Raw genomic sequence first — 26,253 nt, 5'->3', positions numbered from 1 at the left:
CGGCGTAGCGCGACGGTACGGTGTGGGCATGACTGTCTGGGACCGGCCGGAACCCCCGCATCGCCCCGCCCCGCTCGACCGCGAAGGGATCGTCTCCGCCGCCCTCGCGCTGGCCGACGAGGGCGGACTCGACGCGGTGTCCGTACGCAAGGTCGCCGCGCGCCTCGATGCGGGGCCGATGCGGCTCTACCGCTTCATCTCCACCAAGGAAGAGCTCTTCGACCTCATGGTGGACGCCGTCCAGGCCGAGATCCTCGCCGAGGGGGAGGGCGACCCCGCGGGTGACTGGCGGGACGTGCTGAGCGCGCTCGCCCACCGCACCCGCTGCGCCGCCCTCCGGCACCCGTGGCTGGCCGACCTGCTCGGCGGCCGGCCGGCCCTGGGTCCGAACGGCCTTGCCGTGGCCGAAGCCACGCTGGCCTCCTTCGGTGAGCGTGCCGACATCGACACCGTCATGCGTGCGGTGGAGACCGTCAGCTCCTACTACATCGGCGCGATCCGGCGCGAGATCGCCAACCTGCGTGCCGAGCGCACCACAGGTCTGTCCAAGGAGGACCGCCAGCGCGCCTCCGGTCCGTATCTGACGAAGGTGCTGGCCACGGGCCGCTACCCGGCGCTGGCCAAGGCCGTGCACGACGGTGCACACGTGGATGCGGAGACGGCCTTCGCGACCGGGCTCGACTGGGTGCTCGACGGGGTGTCCGCCAAGCTGGACTGACGCCGGGCTGCTCGAAGCCGCCCCCGATCGCAGCCCTCAGGCACTCATCGCGAGACGTCACGCTTTCTGGTGAGACAAAGATGTCTCATTCGGTGTATGGTCGTCTCATGGCAGTCGACCGTGAACAGATCCTCCGCAGCGCCGCCGCGCTCCTCACCCGCAAGTCCACCGCCACGATGGACGAGGTGGCCAAGGCGGCCGGGATCAGCCGTGCCACCCTGCACCGGCAGTTCGCCGGACGGGACGCGCTGATCAAAGCCCTGGAAGCACTGGGCCTGACCCAGCTCGAAGCCGCGCTCGACGCCGCGCGCCTGGACGAGGGCGAGGCCACCGGCGCCGTCCGCCGGCTCGTCGCCGAGGTCGAGCCCGTGGCCGGCTTCCTCGCCTTCCTCGTCACCGAGAACCAGCTCTTCGAGGCCGAGGCGATGAACGAGGGCTGGAACAGGATCGACGACCGCATCTCGGCCCTGTTCCGCCGCGGCCAGGAGTCCGGCGAGTTCCGGATCGATCTCTCTCCCGCCTGGCTGACCGAGGCCCTGTACGGCCTCGTCGGCTCCGGCGCCTGGGCCGTGCAGGACGGCAGGGTCGCCGCCAAGGACTTCCAATTCATGATCGTCGAGCTGCTGCTCGGCGGCGTACGACGGAGTGCATAGCCATGACGACCACCCGAGACGACATAGCGGCCGAGAAGGCGGCCGTCCCGCACCCCGGCCGCTGGCTGGCCATGGCCGTGCTGGCCCTCGCCGTGCTGCTGGTCGGCATCGACGCGACCGTGCTCGGCCTCGCCACGCCGTACATCAGCGAGGACCTGCGGCCCAGCGGCACCCAGCTGCTCTGGATCGGTGACGTCTACTCGTTCGTCATCGCCGGTCTGCTGGTGTCCATGGGCAGCCTCGGCGACCGCATCGGCCGCAAGAAGCTGCTGCTCGTCGGTTCCGTCGCGTTCGGCGCGGTCTCCGTGCTCAACGCGTACGCCACGACCCCCGAGATGATGATCGTGGCCCGCGCCCTGCTCGGTGTCGCCGGCGCCACCCTGATGCCCTCGACCCTCGCGCTGATCCGCAACATCTTCCACGACCCGCGCGAGCGCTCCCTCGCCGTCGGCATCTGGGGCGCCATGGCGTCCGCGGGTGCGGCGGTCGGCCCGGTCGTCGGCGGCTTCCTGCTCGAGCACTTCTGGTGGGGCTCGGTCTTCCTGATCAACCTGCCGGTCATGGCGGTGCTCGTCCTCGTCGGCATCAAGCTGCTGCCCGAGTCGAAGAACCCGGCACCCGGCCCGTGGGACCTCGCCAGCGTCGGTCTCTCGCTCGTCGGCATGGTCTCGGTCGTGTACGCGATCAAGGAGGCGGCCGCGCACGGGTTCGGGCCCGAAGTGGCCGCGACCGCGGTGCTCGGTGTCGTGTCCCTGATCTGGTTCGTACGCCGACAGCGCACCCTGACCGCGCCGCTGCTCAACGTGGAGCTGTTCCGCAACCGCGGCTTCTCCGGCGCGGTGCTGGCCGATCTGCTGACCATCCTCGGTCTGTCCGGACTGGTCTTCTTCCTGTCGCAGTTCCTGCAACTCGTCCAGGAGCGGCAGCCGTTGGAGGCCGGACTGGCCGAACTGCCCGCCGCGCTCGGTGCGGTGACGGCCGGTCTGATCGCCGGCCGGGTCGCCCGCAGGTTCTCGGTACGGGCCGTGGTCGCGGGCGGACTCGCGGCCGTCGGCGGCGCACTCGGCGTGCTGACACTGCTCGACCGCACCACCGGCTATCCGATGCTCGGCACCGTGCTCCTGGTCGTCGGAGTCGGCGCGGGCTTCGCGTTCACCGTCACGGCCGACGTGATCCTCTCCAGCGTGCCGAAGGAGCAGGCCGGTGCCGCGTCCGCGGTGTCGGAGACGGCGTACGAACTCGGTGCCGCCCTCGGTATCGCGCTGCTCGGTTCGATCGTGACCGGCGTGTACCGGGACTTCTCGGCACCGGCGGGCCTGCCGGCCGGCGCGGGCGACGCCGCCCGTGAATCCCTCGGCGGCGCCTGGGAGTCGGCGGCCGCGCTGCCCGCCCAGCAGGGCGCGGCGCTGCTGACCACCGCGCAGGACGCGTTCGTGGACGGGCTGCGGCTCGCGGCGGGCGTGGGCTCCGCGGTGCTGCTCGCGGCGGCGGTCGCGGCCTGGTTCCTGCTGCGGGGGCAGAAGCTGGCGGACGGCGTGGAGCACTGACCCGGCACATGGACGACGACGGCCCCCGGTTTGAACCGGGGGCCGTACGTGTGTGGTGCGGAGCCGCTCAGGGTGTCAGGCGGCCTTCGCCTTCGTGGCGTACATGTCCACGTACTCCTGGCCGGAGAGCGCGAGCACCTCGGACATCACCGAGTCGGTCACGGCCCGCAGGACGTAGCGGTCGCGGTCCATGCCCTCGTAGCGGGAGAACTCCATCGGCTTGCCGAAGCGCACGGTCACCCGGCCAGGGCGCGGCAGTCCGGCGCCGCTGGGCTGCACCTTGTCCGTGCCGATCATGGCGAACGGCACCACGGGCGCGCCCGTCATCAGCGTGAGGCGGGCGATGCCGGTACGGCCGCGGTACAGCCGGCCGTCGGGGGAGCGGGTGCCCTCGGGGTAGATCGAGAAGACCTTGCCCTCCTCCAGGACGCGGCGGCCGGTCATCAGTGCCGCCACACCGCCGTGCCCGCCGTCGCGGTCCACGGGGATCATGCCGGTGCCGGTGAAGAACCAGGCCATGACCTTGCCCTTGAGGCCCTTGCCCTTCACGTACTCGTCCTTGCCGATGAAGAAGCACTGCCGCTTCAGGCACAGCGGCATGATCATCGAGTCGATGAACGTGAGGTGGTTGCCCGCGAGGATCACGGGCCCCGTGCCCGGGATGTTCTCCGCACCCTCCACCCGTGGGCGGAACATCAGGCGCAGAACCGGGCCGAGTACTGCCTTGATGAGGGTGAAGCGGGACAACGGGTCCTCCGGTGTCAAAGGCTGGCGGGGGTGGGTGTGCGGGTTGTCTGTGCAGGTGAGGACGATACTCGCGGTTGCGTCGTCGGTGCACGTCGGGTTCATCACGTGGATACGCAGTGTTGACGTGGCTTCGCGCTGCGTTCGCGTCCCGTTGGTTCCGGCGGTCTCCCCTCGTCACATGAACCGCCCTAGCATCGTTGCCTCGCGTGGGCAGGTGCGGGACATCACAGACGGACGGTGACCACTCCTCGTACGGGCACGTACTGCAGATCCCTCACGCACGTACGACCTCGTACGACGTCGGAAGGACCCCTATGACGCAGGGCAAGGCGAACGAGCAGCAGCAGAGCAGCGGACCGGGGCGGCGCGCGCTGCTCGCGACCGCGGTCCTCGGCGCGGGCAGCGCGGCACTGGCCGTCGCACCCGCCGCCGCTGCCACTGCCGCCGAGCAGGGCGGCAGCCGCGGGCGCGGCTTCAGATCGCTGCCGGTGCCGACCGTGATCGCGCACCGCGGAGCGAGCGGCTACCGGCCCGAACACACCCTCGGCTCCTACCAGTTCGCGCTGGACATGGGTGCCCGCGTGATCGAACAGGACCTGGTGCCCACCAAGGACGGTCACCTTGTATGCCGTCACGAGAACGACATCACGGGTACCACGGATGTCGCGGATCATCCCGAATTCGCGGGCCGCAGGACCACCAAGAGCGTGGACGGCGTCTCGTACACGGGCTGGTTCACCGAGGACTTCACGCTCGCCGAGCTGAAGACCCTGCGCGCCAAGGAGCGCATTCCGGCCACGCGCCAGGAGAACACCGTCTACGACGGCCGCTGGGAGGTGCCGACCCTGGAGGAGGTCCTCCAGTGGGCCGAGCGCGAGGGCCGCAGGCGCGGCCGCGAGATCTGGCTGCACATCGAGACCAAGCACCCCACGTACTTCCGCAAGCTGGGCCTCGGCCTGGAGGAGCCGCTCGCGAAGCTGCTGCGCAAGTACGGCCGGCACCGCAAGAACTCCCCGAACTTCCTGCAGTCCTTCGAGCCGGGCAGCATCCAGCGCCTGAACAAGCTGGTCGACGCCCCGCTCGTGGTGCTGCTCTCGTCCGCCGCGTCCCGGCCGTGGGACTTCGTCGAGGCCGGCGACCCGCGGACGGTCGCGGACCTGGTCAAGCCCGAGGGCCTGAAGTGGATCGCCTCGTACGCGCAGGGCCTCGGGCCCACCCTCGACCTGATCATCCCGCGCGACGCGAGCGGCAGGCTGACGCAGCCGACCACACTGGTGCGCGACGCCCACGCGGCGGGCCTGATCCTGCACCCGTACACGATGCGCAACGAGAACACCTTCCTGCCGGCCGAGTTCCGGCGCGGCACGGTCGCGAGCGACTACGGGGACGCCCTCGGCGCGTTCAAGGTCTGGTTCGAGACGGGCATCGACGGGATCTTCACCGACAACCCGGACACGGGCCTGCTGGCCGCGGCGGACTTCGCCGGGAACTGATCCCCGGTGGTCCCTTCGTCGCGACCCGGGACCGCCCCTCGCCGCCGTCAGTGATCGTCAACACGTGCCGCCAGGGCGCCCGTTGCGGGTGATCCGGTGCCGCCCCGGCAACCTCCTGCCGGGGCGGCACCGTCCTGGCCTGCATGAACGAGCTCGTACGCACCCTGGGCCCGCTGCTCACCGCCGAGGCCCGCGCCGAGGCGCCCGCGGGCACCGAACCCGGCGACCTCGAACAGGCCGTCTGGCTAAGGCTGTTGGAGCGGGTCAGCGACGAGGGGCCGCCGCCCGCCCCCGCCGCGTGGCTGCGGGCCGCCGTCCGCGGGGAGGCCCGCCGACTGCGCCGTACGGCTCTGCGGGAACGGGCGTACGAGGCCGACCCCGCGGCCGCCGCCGAATCCTGTCCCGAACGCGCCGTCCTGCGCGCCGAACACCGCCGCACCCTGCACGCCACCGTGCGCCGGCTGCCCGGCCGGTGCCCGCAGCTCCTTGCGGCACTGCTGTCCCGCGAGGACCTCACCTACCGTGAGATCGCAGGGGAGTTGGGTATCTCACAGGGAAGTCTGGGCCCGGAACGTTCCCGATGCCTGGGTTGTCTGCGCAGAATCCTCGCGGCGGAGGTTGCGGCACCTGACCGGAGGGGAAAGGTGCGCTTTAAGCAACCGGCGGACAGGTGAGCGGGAGGCATGCGCACATGGGCATGAGCGTGACCATCTCTGCGGCGACCGAGCAGGACGCCGAGCAGATCCTCAAACTGCAGTACCTCTGCTACCAGAGCGAGGCGGAGCTCTACGGGGACTACTCGATCGAGCCGCTCACCCAGTCGCTCGACTCCATCAAGGCCGAACTGGCCGCGGGCACCGTCCTGGTGGCGCGGCTCGGCCCGGAGGTGGTGGCCTCGGTGCGCGGCACCGTGGACCCGGACGGCACGGCGCGGATCAACAAACTGATCGTGCACCCGCGGATGCAGCGGCACGGCCTCGGCGGCCGGCTCCTGCTCGCGGTCGAGGAGCGGCTCGGCGCGGCGGGCGCGGTCAAGCACTACCAGCTGTTCACGGGCCACCGCTCGGAGAACAACCTCATGCTCTACCGCAAGCACGGCTACGTACCCGTGGCGACGGAGGCGGTCAGCGACCGGCTGACGCTGGTGACCCTCGCCAAGGACGCGGAACCGGCGGCGTACGCGGCGAGTGCCTGACGGCTCAGGCCGTAACGGACGACGTACGGGACCGGCGCAGCCACATGATCGCGGTCAGCGGCAGCAGCACCGGGATGAACAGATAGCCCATGCCGAAGTCCGACCACACCGTGGCGTCGGGGAACGCGGACGGGTCCACCAGGGTCCACGTCCCGACCACGAACACGCCCACGAGCTCGGCGGCGCAGCAGGCGAGCGCCGCCTTGCGGGCCGTCTCGCCGCCGCGGACCAGGGTGTACGTGATGAACGCGTACACCAGGGCCGCGACGGCCGAGAGCGAGTAGGCGAGCGGGGCGCGGTCGAACTCGGTGGAGATCTGGTACACCGAGCGCGAGACCGCGCCCACCACCATCACGCCGTAGAGCCAGACCAGGAGCATCCCCGGGCCGCCGATCAGCTTGGTGCGCTGCGGGCGCTCCGTCATGTCACCCGCTCCGGACCCCTGCGTCATGTCAGCCACTCCAGATGTCGAAGAGCCGCACCTCGAGCACGGCGAGCACCACGGCGCCGGCGGCGACCGTGGCCGAGCCCCACCGGGTGCGCTCGGCCAGCGACATGAACCCCGCGGCCGGGATCGCACAGGCCGAGCCGATCAGATACGCGACGAACAGCGTCGTGCCCTGCGCGGGGTCCTCGCCGCGCCCCAACTGCACGAAACCCACCACCAGTTGGACCAGGGTGAGCAGGGTGACCACGGCCATGCCGATGAAGTGCCAGTCCTTGGTCGGCTGGTCACGGAAGGCGGCGTGGCCGCACCAGGCGGCGAGGGCGAGCGCGGCCACGGAGGTCGCGATCGTCAGGGCGTCGAGCATGCTGGGAGCCTATTACGGGGCGAAAAGGCCGCCGTCCCGGGGCCCGGTCACCCGGTCGCGAGCACTCCCGGCGCCCGCTTAGGGTCGAAACCATGAAGATCCAGGCCGAAGCCCTCCTGTTCGACAACGACGGCACCCTCATCTCCTCCATGGAGTCCGTCTACCGCTGCTGGACGCGCTGGGCCGAGGAGTACGGGATCACCGCCGAGGACTTCCAGCGGGTCGAGCTGCACGGCCGGCCCGCGGTCGAGATCATCGCGGACCTGCTGCCGGCCGAGCAGATCCCCGGGGCCCTCGCCCGGATCGAACAGCTCGAGGTGGACGACGTGCCCGGAGGCGTGGTCGTGCTGCCCGGTACCAAGGAACTCCTCACCTCGCTGCCCCGCGACCGCTGGGCGGTCGTCACCTCCGCCACCCGCCCGCTGGCCGAGGCCCGGCTGCACGAGGTGGGCATCGACTTCCCCGCGATGGTGGCCGCCGAGGACATCAGCCGCGGCAAGCCCGACCCGGAGCCCTTCCTGCTCGCCGCCAAGCGCCTAGGCGTGGACCCGGCCCGGTGCGTGGTCTTCGAGGACGCGCCCGCGGGACTCGCCGCGGGGCGCGCGGCCGGCATGACGACCGTGGCCTTGACCACAACGCACACCGCGGACGAGCTCGTCGCCGACCACGTCGTGCCGGACCTCTCGGCCGTGTTCGCGCAGGCCATCGACGGTGGCGTGGAGATCACCACGCGCGCCTGACCCTGATCGCGGGTGTCCGTGTCGTGGCACCTTGTGTCCGCTATACGGACACCCGTGATCCGTTCGTAGGCATGTCTGCTTTACTTGGGCCCATGACCACGACGAGCAGCCGCACCCTTGCGACCGAGGCGATGATGACGCCCGGTGCTCGTTGTATGTGTCGAATGTGCGCCTTCTAGAGGGCCCCTGTACTCCCCCAAACTCTCGGCTCCGCTCGAGCAGGGGGGACCCCCACCTCGCGCCCCGAAGCGAGACAGCTGCGCCGCGTCCCGACCTGTGTGTCCGCGGACCGAGCCGGCCCCGCGCACGACGAACTCCCCGCTGAAGCACGGCCCTTCGCCCTGCCCTCGGCCGCGGCATTCCGTATGTGCACGGCTTTCGAAACTTCCGAAGAAGAAATGCCCGTGCCCGGTGCACACCCCGCACCGCGCACTCGACAGTGACGGAAACCCCAGTGATCACCACTTCCGGCCTGACCAAGGTCTACCGCTCACGCGGTCGCGAAGTAACCGCCCTCGACGGAGTCGACCTCCAGGTGCGCGAGGGCGAGGTGTTCGGCGTCATCGGACAGTCCGGCGCCGGCAAGTCCTCCCTGATCCGCTGCATCAACCTCCTGGAGAAGCCCACCTCCGGCACCGTGACGGTGGACGGCGTCGACCTCACCGCACTCGCCGGACGCGGCCCGCGCGCCGGCAAGGAGCTGCGCGAGGCCCGCAGCCGCATCGGCATGGTCTTCCAGCACTTCAACCTGCTGTCCTCGCGCACCGTGCAGGGCAACGTCGAGGTGCCCCTCGAGATCCTCGGCGTCTCCGGCAAGGAGCGCGCCCGCAAGGCGCTGGAACTCCTCGACCTGGTCGGCCTCGCCGACAAGGCGAAGAACTACCCGAGCCAGCTCTCCGGCGGCCAGAAGCAGCGCGTGGGCATCGCCCGCGCCCTGGCCGGCGACCCCAAGGTGCTGCTCTCCGACGAGGCCACCAGCGCCCTCGACCCGGAGACCACCCGCTCCATCCTGGAGCTGATCCGCGACCTGAACCGCCAGCTCGGCCTCACGGTCCTGTTGATCACGCACGAGATGGACGTGGTCAAGACGATCTGCGACTCCGCCGCCCTCATGGAGCGCGGCCGGATCGTGGAGTCCGGCACGGTCGCCGAACTGCTCGCGACCCCCGGCTCCCAGCTCGCCGACGCGCTCTTCCCGGTGAGCGGCGAGGCCACCGCCGACGACCGCACGGTCATCGACGTCACCTTCCACGGCGAGGCGGCCACCCAGCCGGTCATCTCGCAGCTCTCGCGCACGTACAACATCGACATCTCGATCCTCGGCGCCGCGATGGACACCGTCGGCGGCAAGCAGATCGGCCGGATGCGGATCGAGCTGCCCGGCCGGTACGAGGAGAACGTCGTGCCCATCGGCTTCCTGCGCGAGCAGGGCCTCCAGGTCGAGGTCGCCGGCGACGCGGCCGCCGCCCCGCTGCTCGTCACGGACGGCGCCGCCAACCCGCAGCTCATCAAGGAAGGGGTCGCGAAGTGACCTGGAACGAGATGCAGCCGCTCCTGGAGACCGCCTCCTGGGAGACCCTGCGGATGGTCGGCTGGTCCACGCTGATCGCGATCGTCGGCGGTCTGCCCCTCGGCGTCTTCCTGGTGCTCACCGACCGCGGCGGCCTGCTCCAGAACGCGGCCGTGAACAAGGTCGTCGGCCAGATCGTGAACATCGGCCGCTCGATGCCCTTCATCATCCTGATGGTCGCCCTGATGCCGCTCACGCGGTCCATCACCGGCACCACCATCGGTGTGGAGGCCGCGATCGTGCCGCTCGCGATCGGCGCCATCCCGTTCTTCGCGCGGCTCGTCGAGACCTCCGTACGCGAGGTCGATCACGGACTGGTCGAGGCCGTGCAGTCCATGGGCGGCAACACCTGGGCCGTCGTGCGCAAGGTGCTCGTGCCCGAGTCGCTGCCCTCGCTGATCTCCGGCGCCACCACCACGGTCGTCGCCCTCATCGGCTACTCGGCGATGGCGGGCGCGGTCGGCGGCGGCGGCCTCGGCAACATCGCGATCACCTACGGCTACCAGCGCTTCGAGACCGGCCTCATGTGGGTCACCATCGCGATCCTGGCCGTGGTGATCTCCGTGATCCAGTTCGCCGGCGACTACGCCGCCCGCGCCGTCTCCCGCAAGGGCCGCGGCTCCACCACCCCCAAGCTGCGGCTGCTCCGCAACCCGGCCCCGGCACCCGCCGCGGCCGTCGAGCCCACCAAGGCTTCCTGAACTTCCCCTCACAGCAATGCCCCCGGCCCATCGCGCCGGGTCGCACCACCCATTGGAGAAAGGCACTTTTCGTGCGTAACACTGCCAAGATCACCGCTGCTGTCCTCGCCACCGGAGGCCTCACCCTCGGCCTCGCGGCCTGCGGCTCCGAGAACGGATCGGGCTCGGCGAACGCCGACGGCCCGCTGATCGTCGCCGCGAGCCCGACCCCGCACGCCGACATCCTCACCTACGTCAAGGACAAGCTGGCGAAGAAGGAAGGCCTCGACCTGGAGGTCAAGGAGTTCACGGACTACGTCCAGCCGAACACCGCGACCCAGGACGGCTCCGTCGGCGCCAACTTCTTCCAGCACAAGCCGTACCTCGACGACTTCAACAAGAAGAACGGCACCGACCTGGTCTGGGTGAACGACGTCCACCTGGAGCCGCTCGGCCTCTACTCGAAGAAGGCGAAGAAGGCGGACGAGCTGGCGAACGGTGCGACCGTCGCGCTGCCCAACGACACCACCAACGAGGGCCGCGCGCTCAAGCTGCTCGACGCCAACGGCATCATCAAGCTGAAGGCCGACGCCGGTCTGGACGCGACCCCCGCGGACATCGCCGAGAACCCCAAGAACCTCAAGTTCAAGGAGATCGAAGCCGCCCAGCTGCCGCGCTCGCTCGGTGACGTCGACGCCGCGGTGATCAACGGTAACTACGCCGTGGAGGCCGGCCTCAGCCCGAAGAAGGACGCGCTCGTCAGCGAGACGGCCAAGGGCAACCCGTACGCGAACGGCCTGGTCGTCAAGAAGGGCCAGGAGAACGACCCGCGCGTCAAGAAGCTCGCGAAGCTCCTCAACTCCGAAGAGGTCCGCAAGTACATCGACGACAAGTTCGACGGGGCTGTCGAACCCGCGTTCTGAGTCCGTCCGGGGCACGGTTCCTGACGGTTCATCGGCTCCCTATCACAGGGCCCGCACCCTCAAGGTGCGGGCCCTGTGGTGCAGTTATCCGCTCCGATGCTGCATGCTGGGCTCTTCAGCGGCTTGATTGGCCTGATGCTGAACACTTCAGCAGCCTGTAGTGACGGAGCGGCGCGATGACCACGGCTCACCCGATGTTCCCCGACATCTCCATCAGCACGGAGCGCCTCGTGCTGCGCACGCTCGAGGACGCCGACGCCCCCGGTCTCGCCGAGATGATGAACGACGAGATGGTCGGGGCGTGGACGGCGGTGCCGCAGCCGTACGCCGAGGCCGACGCCCGCAAGTGGATCCGCGAGTACGCGCCCGCCGAGCGCGAGGCGGGCCGCGGAATCGACCTCGCCGTCACCGAGTTCCTCACCCAGCGCCTCGTCGGCATCGTCCAGCTCGCCAAGACCAACTGGCGGGTCCGCTCCACCGAGATGTCGTACATCATCGCCCCCTGGGCCCGCGGCGAGGGCTATGCCGCCGAGGCCTCGCTCGCCACCGCGCAGTGGCTCTTCCGCGACCAGGGCATGGAGCGGATCGAACTGCGCACGGCCGCCGACAACACCGCCTCCCAACAGGTGGCCCAGAAGATCGGCTGCATCAGCGAGGGCGTGCTGCGGGGCGCGTGCATAGCGCGTACGCGGGGCGAGGACGGGACGTGGAGCGACTTCCGCACCGACTACATCGTCTGGAGCCTGCTGCCCGAGGACCTCGACGGCGTGACCGACCAGCTCGCCGAGGCGTCCGGGTACTCGGCGTACTCGGAGTGGAACTGACGCCGGACCCGGACCCCGCGCTGCGCTGACGCGGCCCGCCCGGAGCGCCGTCACCCCGCCCACCAGGTACGCTCACCGGTGCCTCGACGATCCCCGAGTACCGCAGGAGACTGACGACCATGGCCGACCGCGTCACGGTGATCGGCTGGGACGGCTCCCCGCTGACCGACGCGGCACGCTCCGCGCTCGGCGCCGCCACCCTCGTGGCCGGCGCCGCCCACCATCTCGCCCTGCCCGAGGTGCCCGCGGGCGCCGAGCGGATCCGGCTCGGCAGCGTCTCGCTCGCCGCCCGGCGGATCGCCCAGCACCGGGGCACGGCCGTGGTGCTCGCGGACGGCGACCCGGGGTTCTTCGGTGTCGTACGGACCCTGCGCGCCCCCGAGTTCGGCCTCGAGGTCGAAGTCGTGCCCGCCGTCTCCTCGGTCGCCCAGGCCTTCGCGCGCGCCGGGATGCCCTGGGACGACGCCCAGGTCGTCGTCGCCCACCGCCGCACCCTGCGCCGCGCGGTCAACGTCTGCCGCGCCCACACGAAAGTCGCGGTCCTCACCTCACCCGGCGCCGGACCCGCCGAACTCGGCCTGCTGCTCGGCCCGGTGCAGCGCACCTTCGTGATCTGCGAGGAGCTCGGCACCTCCCGCGAGCAGGTCTCGATCGTCACCTCCGACAAGGCCGCCGACCACACCTGGCGCGACCCCAACGTCGTGATCGTCATCGGCGGACCGGTCACCGCCGACACCGGCTGGATCGCGGGACGCGACCCGTCCGGCGCCGCACGCGGCTGGGCGCTGCCCGCGTCCGTGTTCGGCGGCGGCCTCGGCGAGGGCGAGAACGACCGGGTCCGCGCGGCCCAGCTCGCCCGCCTCGGACCTCGCGTCGGCGACCTCGTCTGGGACATCGGCAGCGGCGCCGGGGCCTTCGCGGCCGAGGCCGCCCGGTTCGGCGCCGCGGTCATCGCCGTCGACCGCGACGCGGACGCCTGCGCCCGCGCCACCGCCGTCGCCCGCCGCTTCGGCGTCCAGCTCCAAGTCGTCCACGGCACCGCACCCCACGTACTCGAAGACCTGCCCGAGCCCGACGTCGTACGGGTGGGCGGCGGGGGAGCCGCGGTGGTCTCCGCCGTCGCCGACCGCAGGCCCGAGCGCATCGTCACGCACGCCGCCACCCGCGACGAGGCCGAACTCATCGGCCGCGACCTGATGGAGCACGGTTACGCGGTCGAGTGCTCGCTCCTGCAGTCCGTCGAACTCGACACCCGCGCCTGGGGCGAACTGGAGCGCGTGGTGGCCTTCGTCCTCTCCGCCGAACGGTCAAGCAGAAACGCGGATTGAGGGTCGTTTTCCGGCTCTTCGCCCGCCGGAGCCGGCACATGTGCTCCGCTGATGGTGCACGGTCGGTCGTCCGCCGGGTGCATGGCCGGTTCACAGATCCGTCGATTCCTGGAGCACGGCCGGTCAGGCCCGCTCAGGAGGTGCCGTAAAACCGCCCCGCGACCTTGGTGCGCCGCCGCTCGCGGTAGGCTGGCCGATCGTTGTACTGCTCCCGGACTGCGGTCCTGTCCCTGGACAGGGTTGGTCGTTTCACACGTCAATGTCCGGAAAGCGCGCCCGTTTTGGGGTGTGTGTGGTACGGCAGGACCGGAGGACGCGCGACGTGGCGCAGTCCACAGCGGGCTGTGGTGGATCTACTCGTCACGACGGTGGTCCGGCCGCGACAATGCCTTGGGCGCCGATGCCTTTGGCGCTTTGTCGACGAGTCGTACGTGCCGCGCGGCGCGCACGCTCGTTCTTGTACACGGGCGGGCGGGTGGTACACCGCCCGGGCAGCCGGCCGAAGGAGAAGTACGACCGATGGGCGAGGGGTACGCATGACCGACACCGGCCAGGTCCCGGGCGAGGGACTGCCTCAGGACGCGGGCACGGTGGGCAGGCCGGGGGTTCCCGCCCCGGATGCGCACACCTTCCACGATCCCTCGGCCACCGGCACGGAGGACGACGACCTGCTCCTCATGCCCGGCGCGCAGGGCGCCTGGACGGAGGACCGCCAGGCCTTCGCCCCGGAGGGCTACGAGACGCCGGGCGCTCAGACATACGGGACGCCGCAGGCCCAGATGCCGCAGGCGCAGGTGCCGCAGGCCCAGGTGCCGCACGGCGCCCAGCAGGGGTTCGTCCCCGCCGACCAGGGCTATGCGCAGGCCGGGCCCGCCGACCACGGCTACGAACCGTCCGCGCCCGCCGATCCCGCGGCGCCCACGCAGGACCCCGGTGCGCATGAGGCCGCCGGACGGGACAGCGGTTTCGTCGACCTCGGCGGGGCGCGTACGCCTGCCGCCCAGGAGACGCCCGCCGCGAAGGAGACGCCGGCCCGGCGCCCGCTGCACATGGGCCCGCCGTCCGCTCCGGCGACGCCCAGCCCGGTGCGCTCCCTGGCCGACCGCGGTCCGGCCGGCACGCCCGCGAACCCGGCGCCGATGCGCCGTTCCGGCCCGCCGACCACGGGGCCCGAGTACCTCGACATTCCGCGCGATGCCGGTGCCTCCGCGCCGGCCGGGGCGCAGGGTGCCGGCGCTCAGGCCGACGCGGCCGCCGGCCTCCCCGGACCGCAGCTCGGCGAGATCCCGGCCCAGGCCGCGACCCCCTGGCCGCAGGCCCCGCAGGCGCAGGGCGCAGAAACGGTCGTTCCGCAGGCCCGGCCCGCCGGTGCCACTCCGGCGGCCCCCGACGCCGAGGCCTTCCGCGCCGCCCAGGAGGCGGCCGGCTTCCCCGTGGTCCCTGCCCCGCAGGGCGCCGCTCTGCTCGGCGTGCCCGCGCACGCCGGTGCGGCTTCGGCGCTGCCGGGCGCCGCGTTCTCCGAGGCCGCGGCGCAGTACGCGGCCCACGGCGGCGAGCCCGCGCAGGGCCCGGTCGCTCCCGTGCCCGGCGAGGGCTTCCACGCCGCCGCGGGTCCGCAGCTCCACCTCGGTCCGATGCAGTCGGCGGGTGCCGCTGTTTCCGCAGGCAGCGGGGCACCGGAAGGCGCCGAGGCGTCCGGCGGTGCTCCCGTACCGGCGGACGCGGGCGCACACGGCGGTGAGCCGCACACGCCGGCCGCTCCCATCCCGATGCCCGCGGCCTCCGCGGAGCAGCTCCAGGGTGGCGAGGCCGGCGCCGCAGTGCCCGCCGGCCTGAACCCTCAGGACCCGGGCCCCATCGGCGAGTTCGTCCCCGTCGACGGTGTCGTGCCGTCCACGCCGCACCTCGCCCCGACCCCGCCGCAGCCGCTGCGGCTGCCGCAGGAGCCGGGCGTACCGGGCGAGGCGTCGGCGATGCAGGGCGAGGGCGCGGTGACCGCGGGCCAGGAGCAGGTCGCCTCGGCTCAGGCGCACGCGGCCGCTGCTGTGCAGGATCAGGCCGCTGTGATGCAGGAAGCCGGGGTCCTGGCCCAGGCGTCCGCCGTACCGGTGCAGGAGGGTGGCACCCCCGAACAGGCGCAGACGCAGATGCCGGGCGTGCCCGTGCAGGAGACCGCCGTATCCGCTCAGCAGGGCACGGCCGCCGAGGCCGAGGCCGCGCTCTCCGTACCGGCTCCCCGCGAGGGCGAGCCGCAGCACCTGGGCGCGCCGGAGGCTCCTGTGGCGGAGCAGCCCGAAGCCGGGACCGTCGCCGGGCCCGAGCCTGTCGTGGCGGAGTCCGCGGAGCCGGCCCTCTCCGAAGAGGCCACGCCCGTGGACCCGGCGGCGGCAGCAGCGCCGGCGGACGCCGAGCAGGTCGCCGACTCCGCGCAGCCGGACGCCGACTCCGCGCAGCCGGCGGCCGAAGCGGCCCGTACGGACGCCGAGGCCGACCCGACGGCCGAGGCCCTCGCCGAAGCCGCTCCGACGACCGAAGGCGCCGCGGCGACCGAAACCGGCCCGGAGACCGAAGCCGCTCCGGTCGCCTCCGAAGCCACGCCGGCCGAGGGGCTCGCCGAGACCGCACAGGCCACCGAAACCCCTCAGGTCACGGAGACCGCCAAGGCCGCCGATCCCATAGAGGACCCGCAGCCCGAGCCCGAGCCCGCGGCCGCCAACGCGACACCCCAAGCCGCCCCCGCCCCCGCCGCTGACGAGACCGCCGCCGGGACTGACGACGAGACCGCCACCGACCAGCCGGTGGCGGCGGAGGAGCAGGAGGAAGAGCCCGAACTCCTCCAGTTCGCCGAGGACTTGGACACCCCCGAGAACGCGGACCTGGACGACCGGGCCGAGGCCTACGCCACCGCCGACGGCCCCGCGGCCCCCGGCTACGCCGACGCCGAGCGCGAGGCCGTGCTCCGCGTGATGCGCGAGCGCCGCGACATCCGCAACGGCTTCCGCAGCGACCCCATCCCGCACGAGGTCCTGCTCCGCGTCCTGGAAGCAGCGCACACCGCGCCCTCCGTGGGCCACTCGCAGCCCTGGGACTTCGTCGTCATCCGCTCCGCCGACACCCGGCGCACGATGCACGAACTCGCCATGCGCCAGCGCGACGCATACGCCAAGTCGCTGCCCAAGGGCCGTGCGAAGCAGTTCAAGGAACTGAAGATCGAGGCCATCCTCGAGACCCCGGTGAACATCGTCGTCACCGCCGACCCCACCCGCGGCGGCCGGCACACCCTCGGCCGGCACACCCAGCCGCAGATGGCCCCGTACTCCTCGGCGCTCGCCGTGGAGAACCTGTGGCTCGCCGCCCGCGCCGAAGGCCTGGGCGTCGGCTGGGTCAGCTTCTTCGACGAGCGCGAGATGGTGCGCACGCTCGGCCTGCCCGAGCACCTGGAAGTCGTGGCGTATCTCTGTGTCGGATACGTGGACGAGTTCCCGGCCGAGCCCGAGCTGATGCAGGCCGGCTGGTCCAAGCGCCGCCCGCTGTCGTGGGTCGTGCACGAGGAGACGTACGGCCGACGCGCCCTGCCCGGAGAGGACCCGCACGACCTGCTTGCCGAGACCGTCGCCAACATCCGCCCGCTGGACGCCAAGGCGCTCGGCGAGGCGTGGGAACGGCAGAAGAGGATGACCAAGCCGGCCGGCGCCCTGGGCATGCTGGAGATCATCTCCGCGCAGCTCGCGGGCCTGTCCCGGATGTGCCCGCCGCCCATTCCGGAGCCCGCGGCCGTCGCGATCTTCGCGGGTGACCACGGCGTGCACGCCCAGGGCGTGACCCCCTGGCCGCAGGAGGTCACCGGCCAGATGGTGGCCAACTTCCTGGGCGGCGGCGCGGTCTGCAACGCGTTCGCGAACCAGGTCGGCGCCGAGGTCTGCGTGATCGACGTGGGCGTCGCCTCGGACCTGCCCGCCACCCCCGGCCTGCTTCCGCGCAAGGTGCGTGCCGGTACGGCGGACATGACCACCGGCCCGGCCCTGACCCGCGAGGAGGTCAAGGCGGCTATCGAGGTCGGCATCGAGACCGCCCGCGACCTGGTCGCGGCGGGTAACAAGGCGCTCCTCACCGGCGAGATGGGCATCGCGAACACCACCGCGTCCGCGGCCCTGATCTCCGTGTTCACCGGCGCCGACCCGTCCGAGGTGACGGGCCGCGGCACCGGCATCAACGACGAGACGCTCGCGCGCAAGACCGATGTAGTACGGCGCGCCCTGGAGCTGCACCAGCCCGACCCGGCCGACCCCATCGGGGTGCTCGCGGCCATCGGCGGCCTCGAACACGCCGCGATCGTCGGCCTGTTGCTGGGCGGCGCATCGCTGCGTACGCCGGTGATCCTGGACGGCGTGAGCGCCGGCGCCGCGGCCCTGGTCGCCCGCGCCATCGCCCCCGAGGTCCTGGCCGCGTGCATCGCGGGCCACCGCAGCGCGGAGCCCGGCCATGTGGCCGCGCTCAACAAGCTCGGCCTGCGCCCCCTGGTCGACCTCGACCTGCGCCTCGGCGAGGGCACGGGCGCGCTGCTCGCCCTGCCGGTCGTGCAGTCGGCGGCGCGTGCGATGCACGAGGTGGCCACGTTCGACTCAGCTGGGGTCACGGAGAAGTAATCAGCCCCTGCGGCGTTTGAGCAGATCCGACCGCAGGTCGGATGCGGGGTCCGGGGCGGAGCCCCGGTTTCGGGAAGGGGCGGGGCGGGGGAAGGAAACCCCCGCCCACCCCGCGCCGTACCCTGACCACGTACCGCAACACCGCACGTCAGAGCGCCGCTCCAAAGCCGCAGCGGCCACCGAAAGCCCTCCGCACCAGGAGCCGCAAAGCCATGGCCGAACATCCCGCGTACCCCGTTGGCCTCCGCCTCGAAGGCCGCCGAGTCGTCGTCCTCGGCGGCGGCCAGGTGGCCCAGCGCCGCCTGCCGGCCCTGATCGCGGCCGGCGCGGACATCCACCTCGTCTCGCCCGAGGCCACCCCCTCCGTCGAGGCCATGGCGGACGCCGGCGAGATCCACTGGGTGCGCAGGCCGTACGAATACGGCGACCTGGCCGACGCCTGGTACGCGCTGATCGCCACCAGCGACCCGGGCGCCAACGAGGCCGCGAGCGCCGAGGCCGAGACCCGCCGTGTGTGGTGCGTACGCTCCGACGACGCCTCCGCTGCCACCGCCTGGACTCCCGCGACCGGGCGCAGCGAGGGCGTGACGGTCGCGATCCTCACCACCGACCGCCCCGACCCCCGCCGCACCGCCGCCATCCGCGACGCGGTCGTCGAAGGCCTGCGCGACGGCACCCTGGTCGCCCCGCACCAGCGCGAGAAGACCCCCGGCGTCGCCCTGGTCGGCGGCGGCCCCGGCGACCCCGACCTGATCACGGTGCGCGGCCGCCGCCTGCTCGCCGAGGCCGACGTGGTCATCGCCGACCGCCTCGGCCCGCGCGACCTGCTCGCCGAACTCCCGCCGCACGTCGAGGTGATCGACGCCGCGAAGATCCCGTACGGCCGGTACATGGCGCAGGAGGCGATCAACAACGCGCTGATCGAGCACGCGAAGGCCGGCAAGTCCGTCGTCCGCCTCAAGGGCGGCGACCCGTTCGTCTTCGGCCGCGGCATGGAGGAGGCCCACGCGCTCGCCGAGGCCGGCATCCCCTGCACGGTCGTGCCCGGCATCTCCAGCTCGATCTCCGTGCCCGGGGCGGCCGGCATCCCGGTCACGCACCGGGGCGTGGCCCACGAGTTCACGGTCGTCAGCGGCCATGTGGCCCCCGATGACGAGCGCTCCCTGGTCAACTGGCAGGCGCTCGCGCAGGGCACCGGCACCCTCGTCGTCCTCATGGGCGTCGACAAGATCGGCAGGATCGCCGAGACCCTGATCGCGGGCGGCCGCGCCCCGGAGACCCCCGTCGCCCTCGTTCAGGAGGGCACGACGGCCGCCCAGCGCCGCGTGGACGCCACCCTGGCGACGGTCGCGGAGACCGTCGAGCGCGAGGAGGTCCGGCCCCCGGCCGTGATCGTCATCGGCGAGGTCGTGCAGGCCGGAATGAACGCCCCCATGGGTAACCAGCGGTAACGCAGTTTTCCCCAGCCCGTTGGCACCGCCCCGAGGACAAGGCAGTATCACCCTGTGGCCGATCTCATCACTGTCGACGACCCCGACGACCCGCGCCTGCGCGACTACACCGGACTCACGGACGTAGAGCTGAGGCGCAAGCGCGAACCCGCCGAAGGACTCTTCATCGCCGAGGGCGAGAAGGTGATCCGGCGCGCCAAGGACGCGGGGTACGAGATGCGCTCGATGCTGCTCTCGGCCAAGTGGGTCGACGTCATGCGCGATGTCATCGACGAACTCCCGGCGCCCGTCTACGCGGTGAGCCCCGAGCTCGCGGAACGGGTCACGGGCTACCACGTCCACCGCGGCGCCCTCGCCTCCATGCAGCGCAAGCCCCTGCCCGCGCCCGAGGAGCTGCTCACGACGGCCCGCCGCGTGGTCGTCATGGAGGCGGTCAACGACCACACCAACATCGGCGCGATCTTCCGCTCCGCGGCCGCCCTCGGCATGGACGCGGTGCTGCTCTCGCCGGACTGCGCGGACCCGCTCTACCGCCGCTCGGTGAAGGTCTCGATGGGCGCGGTCTTCTCGGTCCCGTACGCGCGCCTCGAATCCTGGCCCAAGTCCCTGGAGACCGTACGGGAAGCGGGCTTCAAGCTCCTGGCCCTGACCCCGGACGAGAAGGCCGCCACCCTCGACGACATGGCCCCGCACCGCATGGACCGCGTGGCCCTGATGCTCGGCGCGGAAGGCGACGGCCTGTCGACCCAGGCCCTGGTCGCGGCCGACGAATGGGTCCGCATCCCGATGGCCCATGGCGTGGACTCGCTCAATGTGGGCGCGGCGGCGGCGGTGGCGTTCTACGCGGTCACGACGGGGCGTCCGCAGGGCTGAGTGGGCGGTCTCGACTACGTGGCTGCGCGTCCGACGCGGCCGTCACCGTTCCGCTTCGCGGGAACGGCGGCAGGCTTCGGTCGGGGTTGCCTGCGGTGCCGGGCGTGATCGGCAGCCTTCGTACGCGTGTCCGTTGGCCGTGTCCGGTTGCCAGCCGCTGACGCGCCGGCCTGCCCGCCCCCGCGCCCGCCCGCACGGGCTCACCGCCGAACCTCCCGACGCCTCCCTGCCGTCCACGAGGCAGCCCCGCACGTCCCGCAGCGAACCGGACGCCGCCCGTTCCCATCGGACCGCCCGGCCCGGTTTCGGCCGTACCGCAGCGGGCACCCGGCCGCGGGCGTGCGGTGGCCACGGCGGAGGTGCGCCACACCGCGCACGTCCGGCAGGGCCCGCACCCAGCGGCCTCCCCGGTGGCGAGCCCCTGCCTTCCGGAGCGCTCGTGTCCGGTGCTGCCCGGGGCGCGAACACGCCGTCCGGGCCGACGAGTTCGGCCCGGCGCGGCCCGTCCCCGTACGGCGCCGCCAGGCCGGACACGAGCGCTCGCCGGTACCGGAGAGGGGTGCACGTGTGAGCTGCTACGGTCCCGGCGCTCCCTCCGGGAGGCCGTGAGCAGCCGTTTCCGTACGCCGATCACGGGCACCCGGCCACCAGCCGCTCAGGACGCGCGCCGCACGGCGGAACCGCTCACGGCCGCCTCGTACCGGCCCCGTACCGACGAAATACCGGCCCCGTACCGACGAAAGGGGACCTCGTGACCAAGCGCCACAGCAACACACCGCACCGCACCGACTCTCCGACCGAGGAGATCCGGAAGGAGGCGGAGGAGGCCGCTGCCCGCGTGACCCCCGACGAGGAGAACGAGGAACGCAGGGGAGAGGCGGCCGACACCCTCACCCCGAACCCCCAGGCGCAGGAGCAGGCCCAGGGCGACGACGCTTCCTGATCCCCGCCAATCGACCGATCCACCGGTCCACCGATCCACCGGCCCATCGGCCCATCGGTCCACCGTTTCGCCGACCGCAAGAGGTGCCCCATGCGCCCCATGGACCAGGCGATTCAGGGCACCCGGAGGCCATGATGGCCACTCCGAAGTCCCCCGAATCCGCCGAGCCCCGACCGCTGCACGCCCTCGCGCTCGTCTGCACCCTGACCCCGTCACCCGAACCGTCGAGTTCGCAGCTCATCGCCGAGCAGACCTTGCAGGCACTCGCCGACCACCAAGTCAGCGGCGAGACGATACGCGTGGTGGACCACGACGTGAAGCCCGGCGTGCAGGCCGACATGGGTGAGGGCGACGCATGGCCCCGGATCCGGCAGGCCGTGTACGACGCCGACATCCTGCTCCTGTCCACGCCGATCTGGCTGGGCCACCCGTCCAGCGTCGCCCAGCGCGTACTGGAGCGTCTGGACGCGGAGTTGTCGCACACCGACGACGAAGGCCGGATGCTCACCTACGGCAAGGTCGCGGGCGTCTGCGTGGTCGGCAACGAGGACGGCGCCCACCACGTGGCCGCCGAGCTCTACCAGGGGCTCAACGACGTCGGCTTCACGCTGCCCGCCAATGCCGTGACCTACTGGGTGGGCGAGGCGATGCAGGGAACGGACTACCAAGACCTCGACAAGCCCCCCGAGGCGACAGCCGGCACCACCGCCACCCTCGCCGCCAACGCGGCCCACCTGGCCCGCCTGCTCAAGCAGTCCGCGTATCCGCCGTCGTAGGCGACGCGGCAGCGGACGAGGCCGCCGACCCCGGTCAGCCGGAGTCGCGCACCGACGCAGACTCCCCGGTGCCGTCCCGTCCGGCCCCGGTTTCGTCGGCGCCGCTCTGCGTCCCGACGGCCTGCTGCGAACCGATGGCCTGCTCCGGCCCGGCGGCCCGCTCCGACCCGACCCGCTCCGCGACCCCAGTCACCTGCCGCAGCCCCTGCGCCGGCCCCTGGCACCCCTGGGCTGCCGCGATTCCGAGCGCGACGAGCAGCGTCACGACCACGAACACGAAGAGCCGCTGCCGCAGCAGCCGGGGATTGGCCGGCACGCGCCGCCCGGTCCCCGTCGTACGCGGCGCGGGACGGCCCGAACCGCTGCGCGGCGCGGGCCTGTTGCCCGTGCCCGGACGCGACGCACGCGGCGCCGGAGCCCGCCGCGCGGGCGGCCGGGTCCCGTCGCCGGACGGCGGGGGAGTGGGTCCGCTGCGCCGCGGCCGCTCGGTGGTGGAACGGCCCTGCGGATGTGAGGCGGACTGCGTCCGCTCGTCCACCCGTGCCGTCGGCCGGTCGACATCGCGCCGCGGCGCCGGCGGCCGGCTGTCCGTCGGCGACTGCGCCTCGCGCGCGGCGATCTCCTTGAGCCGCATCGACAGCTGCAGCGTGCTCGGCCGCTCCTCGGGATCCTTTGCGAGACAGGCACGGATCAGCGGGGACAGCGCGTCCGGCACACCCTGGAGCTGCGCCTCCTCGTGCACGACGCGGTAGAGCATCACCTCGGAACTGCCGTGCCCGAAAGGCGAGTCGCCCATCGCGGCGTACGCCAGCGTCGCACCGAGCGAGAACACGTCCGTGGCCGCCGTCACGGCCTGCCCGCGCACCTGCTCGGGCGCGAGGAACCCGGGCGAACCGACCGCCGTACCGACATGCGTCAGCGTCGACGCCCCCGTCGCCCAGGCGATACCGAAGTCGATGATCCGGGGGCCCTTGGGCGACAGAAGGATGTTGGAGGGCTTGAGGTCGCGGTGCACGACCCCCGCCTCGTGCACGGCGACCAGGCCCTCGGACAGCGCCGAACCCACCGCGGCCACCTCGGCGGCCGTCAGCGGTCCTTCGTCGGCCACCTTGTCGTGCAGCGAGGGCCCGGGCACGTACTGCGTGGCGAACCAGGGCCGGTCCGCCTCGAGATCGGCGGCGACCAGACGCGCCGTACAACCGCCGCGGATCCGGCGCGCGGCCGACACCTCGCGGGCGAACCGCGAACGGAACTCCTGATCCTCCGCCAGATCCGGCCGGATCACCTTGAGCGCGACCCGCTGCCCCCGCCGGTCCGAGCCGAGATAGACGACGCCCATCCCGCCCGCGCCAAGCCTCCGGTGAAGCCTGAACGAGCCGACGACCCGCGGATCCTCGCGCCGGAGCCGCATCATCGCCATGTCCATCCCCGCTGCCTGGCTGTGCTCTTGAATGACGAGCCACAGCTTACGTTTTCGCGCTCCTCCGCGCGCATAGGCCGCGCCTTCGGCGACAGATCGATTGTCAGTGCCGGGTGGGAGACTTGAAGGGTGGTCAGAAGAGGGGCGGGCCAGGGCCGTTCGGGTCCCCGGCCGTCTCAACGGGCCGTCGCAGAAGGGGGATTGGGCGTATGAAGGGCGATCGGGTCGAGATAGTCGTGGACGCCGGGGACACGACGAGGACGTACGAGGTGGTGGCCAGCCGCGCGGGCCGCCGGGTGGAAACAGCCGTGCGCCGCGGAGTGGTCGAAGTGAGCGAAGTCACGCGCAGCGGCTCCGTGGTGCGCACGGCGCGCTTCATGGCCACGCGTGTGCTGGCGCTGGTCGAGCAGCCGGTGCCACGCGAACACACCTCCGAGGAAGAGCGCACCCCGGACCGACCCCTCCGGGAAGACCCCAAGTCCTAGGACCCCGTCTCCACCCAGGGGAGTACGAACAGGGCGCGGGTGTCCTCCTGCAGGAGGCCCGGTAATCGGTACGAGGGCATGACGCCCGGGGCGGCGCGCGCCCCTAGATTTGAAGTCAAGCGGCGGGTGCAGCACTCGTCCCCCGAGGTCAGACACCCGCCGCTGCCAGACACGACAGGAGAGGGATCATGGCGGACACGGCAGCGCGGGCAGCGATCCGCACGCAGGGACGCAGGGCGTACGCCGCGTTCAGCGGCAGCCGTTCCGGCCGGCGCCACCCGCTGGTGGCCACGGCCATGGTGCTTCCCCTGGCAGCACTGCTCGTCGTCGTCTTCGGCGGCTGGGAAGCAGTGGTCACACAGGCGTCGTCCGTGGGCGTGATGCTGGGGCGCTGAGCGGCGCCCCAGGCCCGGAAGAGCGGTCCGGGCGGGGACACACGGCCATAACCCCGTGGGGACGGGGGTGCGGCGGACGGCACAAAGGGCCCGCGCAGCTGGGGAGCTGCGCGGGCTGTGTGCTGTCCGGGGGCATGCGCGGGGTGCGTGCTGTCCGGGGGCATAGGCGGGTTGCGTGCTCCCCGGAGACTTGCGCCGCGGTCCGCCTACCCGACACCTGCGCCGCCGTCCGCTCGCACGCCACCTGCGCCGCGTCCGCCCTACCGGCACCTACTTCGGGTCCGCCCACTCGGCGCTTACGCCGCAGTCGGCCACCCGGAATCATGCCGCCGTCCGTCCCGGCCAGCACCTGCGCCGCGGTCCTTCCCACCCAGCCTCCACGCCGCGGTCCGCTCGCCTCGGGGCTTGTGCCGCGGCCCCCTTGCCTGCGCGACCTGTGCAGCAATCCGCCGACCCCAGGGACCTGTCCCGCGGCCCGCCCGCCCGTGCGCGTACGCTGCCGCCGTACGTACGACCTTTGGGGGAGCCGTGACCGCAGGCCTGCTCCGGGCGCTCGCGGCGGCGGCCCGCGATGCTGCCCACGACGGGGCGACCCGCGATGCTGCCCACGACGGGACGACCCGCGATGCCGCCCACGATGCGGCAGCCCCCGCACCCCCCGCAGCCGCCCCGGTACGGGACTGTGTCTGCGGGGCCCCCGTCCTCGCCGACCGCGACGACGGCACCGTCGTCCGCCACGGCGACCTGGTCGCCAAAGCGCACGCGAGCGACACCGACCGGCCCCAGCTGGCCGCCCGCCTGGCCGTCGCCGCCCACCCCGCCCTTGAGGGCATCCTGCTGCCGCCCCTCCCCGCACCCCGCACCGAGCTCCACGGCCGCCCTCTCACGTACTGGCCGCACGGCACCCCCGTCGACCCCGAGCACCCCGAACTCGCCCCGTGGGAGGCGGCAGGCGACCTCCTCGCCCGCCTCCACCGCACCCCCGCCGAGGCCCTGCCGACTCCGCTGCCGCCGATGCGGGGCCCGGCCAAGGCGGCCCGCGCCCTCTCCCGTATGCGCGCGGCGGGCGCCCACCCGGCCGCGGACGCGGTCGAACGCGCCTGGGCCACGCTCCCGCCCTGGGCCCGCGCCGAAGCCCCCCTCACCCACGCCGCCACCCTCTGCCACGGCGACCTCCACCTCGGCCAGCTCGTCCACCACGAGGGCCGCTGGCTCCTGATCGACATCGACGACCTGGGCGCCGGAGACCCCGCATGGGACCTGGCCCGCCCCGCCGCCTGGTACGCGGCCGGACTCCTGCCGCCCGAGGACTGGTCCCGCTTCCTCGGCGCCTATCGCGCGGGAGGCGGCCCGGCGGTCCCCGCCGACGGCGACCCCTGGCCCGCCCTCGACATCCCCGCCAAGGCACTCACCGTGCAGACCGCGGCCCTCGCCGTCGCGAAGGCCGTCCGCGAGGGCAGAGCGCTCGACGAGGTGGAGGAGGCGGTGGTGCAGTCCTGTGACCGTATTGCCGCACTACCCGCCGAGTTGAGCTGAAGATCCCCGAAGTAGTCTGCGGGGGACCGAAGCCGGGCAATGATCCGGTGAACCCGTCACGACCGGCGAGGAGTTGAGCCCACGATGCAGTGCCCCAAGTGCCATGCACCGATGCACACGTACAACCGCAATGGCGTTCAGATCGAGCAGTGCAGCGGCTGCCGCGGGATATTCCTGGACTACGGCGAGCTCGAGGCGCTGACCCGGCTCGAGTCCCAGTGGTCCCAGCAGGTTCCCCCGCCCGCCCCCGCCCCGGGCGCCTACCCGCCGCCGGCCGCCGCTCCGGCCTGGGGCGCCCCGCAGCACGGCGGCCACCACGGCCATCACGGTCACCACCGCAACAAGAGCTTCGGCCGCATGCTCTTCTCTTCCTGAACAGCATGAAGAAGCCCCCGGCCATTCCGGCCGGGGGCTTCTTGCTGGTGCGCGATACTGGGATTGAACCAGTGACCTCTTCCGTGTCAGGGAAGCGCTCTCCCGCTGAGCTAATCGCGCGGG

General features: G+C 72.4%; 25 protein-coding genes and 1 tRNA gene. 21 read left to right on the top strand and 5 right to left on the bottom strand.

The annotated features are described in order from the left end of the window. The first annotated feature begins 28 nt into the window (after window positions 1–28). The 3 genes from BLT97_RS10640 (at window position 29) to BLT97_RS10630 (ending at window position 2,918) form a co-directional block, all read left to right on the top strand. On the top strand, window positions 29–718 hold the full coding sequence (locus BLT97_RS10640) for a TetR/AcrR family transcriptional regulator (protein WP_093608572.1): 690 nt from the start codon (window positions 29–31) through the stop codon (window positions 716–718). A gap of 107 nt (window positions 719–825) precedes the next feature. After that, entirely contained in the window at window positions 826–1,371 is a 546-nt protein-coding gene (locus BLT97_RS10635; protein ID WP_093608571.1) for a TetR/AcrR family transcriptional regulator, read from the top strand. 2 nt (window positions 1,372–1,373) lie between these two features. Continuing rightward, window positions 1,374–2,918, top strand: coding sequence for an MFS transporter (locus tag BLT97_RS10630; protein ID WP_093608570.1), 1,545 nt, complete (start codon window positions 1,374–1,376; stop codon window positions 2,916–2,918). Between the two features lie 75 nt (window positions 2,919–2,993). Here the strand turns inward: BLT97_RS10630 and BLT97_RS10625 are convergent, their stop codons facing one another. Further along, on the bottom strand, window positions 2,994–3,665 hold the full coding sequence (locus tag BLT97_RS10625) for a lysophospholipid acyltransferase family protein (protein WP_093608569.1): 672 nt from the start codon (window positions 3,663–3,665) through the stop codon (window positions 2,994–2,996). Between the two features lie 314 nt (window positions 3,666–3,979). On the opposite strand from BLT97_RS10625, the gene BLT97_RS10620 reads away from it, so the two are divergent. The 3 genes from BLT97_RS10620 (at window position 3,980) to BLT97_RS10610 (ending at window position 6,353) form a co-directional block, all read left to right on the top strand. Next, window positions 3,980–5,158 carry a glycerophosphodiester phosphodiesterase gene (locus tag BLT97_RS10620; RefSeq protein WP_093608568.1) on the top strand — a complete coding sequence of 393 codons (1,179 nt, stop codon included), beginning with the start codon at window positions 3,980–3,982 and terminating at the stop codon, window positions 5,156–5,158. A 143-nt stretch (window positions 5,159–5,301) separates the two neighbouring features. Beyond that, window positions 5,302–5,832 (top strand): sigma-70 family RNA polymerase sigma factor, encoded by a 531-nt coding sequence (locus tag BLT97_RS10615; RefSeq protein WP_093608567.1) that lies wholly within the window; start codon window positions 5,302–5,304, stop codon window positions 5,830–5,832. A 17-nt stretch (window positions 5,833–5,849) separates the two neighbouring features. Continuing rightward, on the top strand, window positions 5,850–6,353 hold the full coding sequence (locus tag BLT97_RS10610; protein WP_093608566.1) for a GNAT family N-acetyltransferase: 504 nt from the start codon (window positions 5,850–5,852) through the stop codon (window positions 6,351–6,353). 4 nt (window positions 6,354–6,357) lie between these two features. Here BLT97_RS10610 and BLT97_RS10605 read toward each other — a convergent pair whose 3' ends face one another. Together BLT97_RS10605 and BLT97_RS10600 are read right to left on the bottom strand one after the other, a co-directional pair. Continuing rightward, window positions 6,358–6,777 carry a hypothetical protein gene (locus BLT97_RS10605; RefSeq protein ID WP_093609030.1) on the bottom strand — a complete coding sequence of 140 codons (420 nt, stop codon included), beginning with the start codon at window positions 6,775–6,777 and terminating at the stop codon, window positions 6,358–6,360. 28 nt (window positions 6,778–6,805) lie between these two features. Continuing rightward, window positions 6,806–7,165 carry a hypothetical protein gene (locus BLT97_RS10600; RefSeq protein WP_093608565.1) on the bottom strand — a complete coding sequence of 120 codons (360 nt, stop codon included), beginning with the start codon at window positions 7,163–7,165 and terminating at the stop codon, window positions 6,806–6,808. 92 nt (window positions 7,166–7,257) lie between these two features. Between BLT97_RS10600 and BLT97_RS10595 the strand changes: the two genes are divergently transcribed. The 11 genes from BLT97_RS10595 (at window position 7,258) to BLT97_RS10545 (ending at window position 21,919) form a co-directional block, all read left to right on the top strand. Further along, complete coding sequence (locus BLT97_RS10595; RefSeq protein ID WP_093608564.1) at window positions 7,258–7,905, top strand: HAD-IA family hydrolase; 648 nt, start codon at window positions 7,258–7,260, stop codon at window positions 7,903–7,905. Between the two features lie 454 nt (window positions 7,906–8,359). After that, the gene (locus tag BLT97_RS10590) at window positions 8,360–9,436 is read left to right on the top strand and encodes a methionine ABC transporter ATP-binding protein (protein ID WP_107407004.1); all 1,077 of its coding nucleotides are present in this window, start codon (window positions 8,360–8,362) and stop codon (window positions 9,434–9,436) included. Next, a complete protein-coding gene (locus tag BLT97_RS10585; protein WP_093608562.1) occupies window positions 9,433–10,176 on the top strand; it encodes a methionine ABC transporter permease in 744 nt (247 codons plus the stop codon). Before BLT97_RS10590 ends, BLT97_RS10585 begins: the two co-directional genes overlap by 4 nt. 71 nt (window positions 10,177–10,247) lie before the next feature. Then, window positions 10,248–11,078, top strand: a complete 831-nt coding sequence (locus BLT97_RS10580) for a MetQ/NlpA family ABC transporter substrate-binding protein (RefSeq protein WP_093608561.1) — start codon at window positions 10,248–10,250, stop codon at window positions 11,076–11,078. Window positions 11,079–11,254: 176 nt separating this feature from the next. After that, window positions 11,255–11,902 (top strand): GNAT family N-acetyltransferase, encoded by a 648-nt coding sequence (locus BLT97_RS10575; protein ID WP_093608560.1) that lies wholly within the window; start codon window positions 11,255–11,257, stop codon window positions 11,900–11,902. A 119-nt stretch (window positions 11,903–12,021) separates the two neighbouring features. After that, on the top strand, window positions 12,022–13,230 hold the full coding sequence (gene cbiE / locus BLT97_RS10570; protein WP_093608559.1) for a precorrin-6y C5,15-methyltransferase (decarboxylating) subunit CbiE: 1,209 nt from the start codon (window positions 12,022–12,024) through the stop codon (window positions 13,228–13,230). 536 nt (window positions 13,231–13,766) lie between these two features. Then, entirely contained in the window at window positions 13,767–17,876 is a 4,110-nt protein-coding gene (gene cobT / locus BLT97_RS10565; protein ID WP_093608558.1) for a nicotinate-nucleotide--dimethylbenzimidazole phosphoribosyltransferase, read from the top strand. 212 nt (window positions 17,877–18,088) lie between these two features. Continuing rightward, window positions 18,089–19,327 (top strand): uroporphyrinogen-III C-methyltransferase, encoded by a 1,239-nt coding sequence (gene cobA, locus BLT97_RS10560; protein ID WP_093608557.1) that lies wholly within the window; start codon window positions 18,089–18,091, stop codon window positions 19,325–19,327. Window positions 19,328–19,381: 54 nt separating this feature from the next. Then, complete coding sequence (locus tag BLT97_RS10555) at window positions 19,382–20,200, top strand: TrmH family RNA methyltransferase (RefSeq protein WP_093608556.1); 819 nt, start codon at window positions 19,382–19,384, stop codon at window positions 20,198–20,200. Window positions 20,201–20,951: 751 nt separating this feature from the next. Further along, the gene (locus tag BLT97_RS10550; RefSeq protein ID WP_093608555.1) at window positions 20,952–21,143 is read left to right on the top strand and encodes a hypothetical protein; all 192 of its coding nucleotides are present in this window, start codon (window positions 20,952–20,954) and stop codon (window positions 21,141–21,143) included. Between the two features lie 131 nt (window positions 21,144–21,274). Further along, window positions 21,275–21,919, top strand: a complete 645-nt coding sequence (locus BLT97_RS10545; RefSeq protein ID WP_245769247.1) for a flavodoxin family protein — start codon at window positions 21,275–21,277, stop codon at window positions 21,917–21,919. Between the two features lie 34 nt (window positions 21,920–21,953). Here BLT97_RS10545 and BLT97_RS10540 read toward each other — a convergent pair whose 3' ends face one another. Next, entirely contained in the window at window positions 21,954–23,345 is a 1,392-nt protein-coding gene (locus BLT97_RS10540; protein WP_093608553.1) for a serine/threonine-protein kinase, read from the bottom strand. Between the two features lie 203 nt (window positions 23,346–23,548). On the opposite strand from BLT97_RS10540, the gene BLT97_RS10535 reads away from it, so the two are divergent. The 4 genes from BLT97_RS10535 to BLT97_RS10520 all read left to right on the top strand — a co-directional run bounded on the left by BLT97_RS10535 (window position 23,549) and on the right by BLT97_RS10520 (window position 26,130). Then, on the top strand, window positions 23,549–23,824 hold the full coding sequence (locus BLT97_RS10535; protein ID WP_093608552.1) for a hypothetical protein: 276 nt from the start codon (window positions 23,549–23,551) through the stop codon (window positions 23,822–23,824). 188 nt (window positions 23,825–24,012) lie between these two features. After that, window positions 24,013–24,219: a hypothetical protein gene (locus tag BLT97_RS10530; protein ID WP_093608551.1), complete on the top strand. Its 207-nt coding sequence runs from the start codon at window positions 24,013–24,015 to the stop codon at window positions 24,217–24,219. Window positions 24,220–24,747: 528 nt separating this feature from the next. Beyond that, window positions 24,748–25,755, top strand: a complete 1,008-nt coding sequence (locus tag BLT97_RS10525; protein ID WP_093608550.1) for an aminoglycoside phosphotransferase family protein — start codon at window positions 24,748–24,750, stop codon at window positions 25,753–25,755. Window positions 25,756–25,839: 84 nt separating this feature from the next. Next, on the top strand, window positions 25,840–26,130 hold the full coding sequence (locus BLT97_RS10520) for a TFIIB-type zinc ribbon-containing protein (RefSeq protein ID WP_093608549.1): 291 nt from the start codon (window positions 25,840–25,842) through the stop codon (window positions 26,128–26,130). Between the two features lie 45 nt (window positions 26,131–26,175). Here the strand turns inward: BLT97_RS10520 and BLT97_RS10515 are convergent. Next, window positions 26,176–26,250 (bottom strand) — tRNA-Val (locus BLT97_RS10515). Window positions 26,251–26,253: the final 3 nt, after the last annotated feature.

Origin of the sequence: Streptomyces indicus (assembly GCF_900100315.1) — a bacterium.
Lineage (GTDB): Bacteria > Actinomycetota > Actinomycetes > Streptomycetales > Streptomycetaceae > Streptomyces > Streptomyces indicus.
Note: the sequence above shows the minus strand (reverse complement) of the source record. Positions and strands in the feature narration are given on the sequence as shown.

Coding starts and splice junctions, on each gene's coding strand:
- BLT97_RS10575 (WP_093608560.1), top strand. CDS start 11,255: ATGACCACGGCTCACCCGATGTTCCCCGACATCTCCATCAGCACGGAG.
- cobA (WP_093608557.1), top strand. CDS start 18,089: ATGGCCGAACATCCCGCGTACCCCGTTGGCCTCCGCCTCGAAGGCCGC.
- cobT (WP_093608558.1), top strand. CDS start 13,767: ATGACCGACACCGGCCAGGTCCCGGGCGAGGGACTGCCTCAGGACGCG.
- BLT97_RS10545 (WP_245769247.1), top strand. CDS start 21,275: ATGATGGCCACTCCGAAGTCCCCCGAATCCGCCGAGCCCCGACCGCTG.
- BLT97_RS10635 (WP_093608571.1), top strand. CDS start 826: ATGGCAGTCGACCGTGAACAGATCCTCCGCAGCGCCGCCGCGCTCCTC.
- BLT97_RS10600 (WP_093608565.1), bottom strand. CDS start 7,165: ATGCTCGACGCCCTGACGATCGCGACCTCCGTGGCCGCGCTCGCCCTC.
- BLT97_RS10630 (WP_093608570.1), top strand. CDS start 1,374: ATGACGACCACCCGAGACGACATAGCGGCCGAGAAGGCGGCCGTCCCG.
- BLT97_RS10640 (WP_093608572.1), top strand. CDS start 29: ATGACTGTCTGGGACCGGCCGGAACCCCCGCATCGCCCCGCCCCGCTC.
- BLT97_RS10535 (WP_093608552.1), top strand. CDS start 23,549: ATGAAGGGCGATCGGGTCGAGATAGTCGTGGACGCCGGGGACACGACG.
- BLT97_RS10595 (WP_093608564.1), top strand. CDS start 7,258: ATGAAGATCCAGGCCGAAGCCCTCCTGTTCGACAACGACGGCACCCTC.
- BLT97_RS10610 (WP_093608566.1), top strand. CDS start 5,850: ATGGGCATGAGCGTGACCATCTCTGCGGCGACCGAGCAGGACGCCGAG.
- BLT97_RS10615 (WP_093608567.1), top strand. CDS start 5,302: ATGAACGAGCTCGTACGCACCCTGGGCCCGCTGCTCACCGCCGAGGCC.
- BLT97_RS10520 (WP_093608549.1), top strand. CDS start 25,840: ATGCAGTGCCCCAAGTGCCATGCACCGATGCACACGTACAACCGCAAT.
- BLT97_RS10540 (WP_093608553.1), bottom strand. CDS start 23,345: ATGGACATGGCGATGATGCGGCTCCGGCGCGAGGATCCGCGGGTCGTC.
- BLT97_RS10530 (WP_093608551.1), top strand. CDS start 24,013: ATGGCGGACACGGCAGCGCGGGCAGCGATCCGCACGCAGGGACGCAGG.
- cbiE (WP_093608559.1), top strand. CDS start 12,022: ATGGCCGACCGCGTCACGGTGATCGGCTGGGACGGCTCCCCGCTGACC.
- BLT97_RS10605 (WP_093609030.1), bottom strand. CDS start 6,777: ATGACGGAGCGCCCGCAGCGCACCAAGCTGATCGGCGGCCCGGGGATG.
- BLT97_RS10620 (WP_093608568.1), top strand. CDS start 3,980: ATGACGCAGGGCAAGGCGAACGAGCAGCAGCAGAGCAGCGGACCGGGG.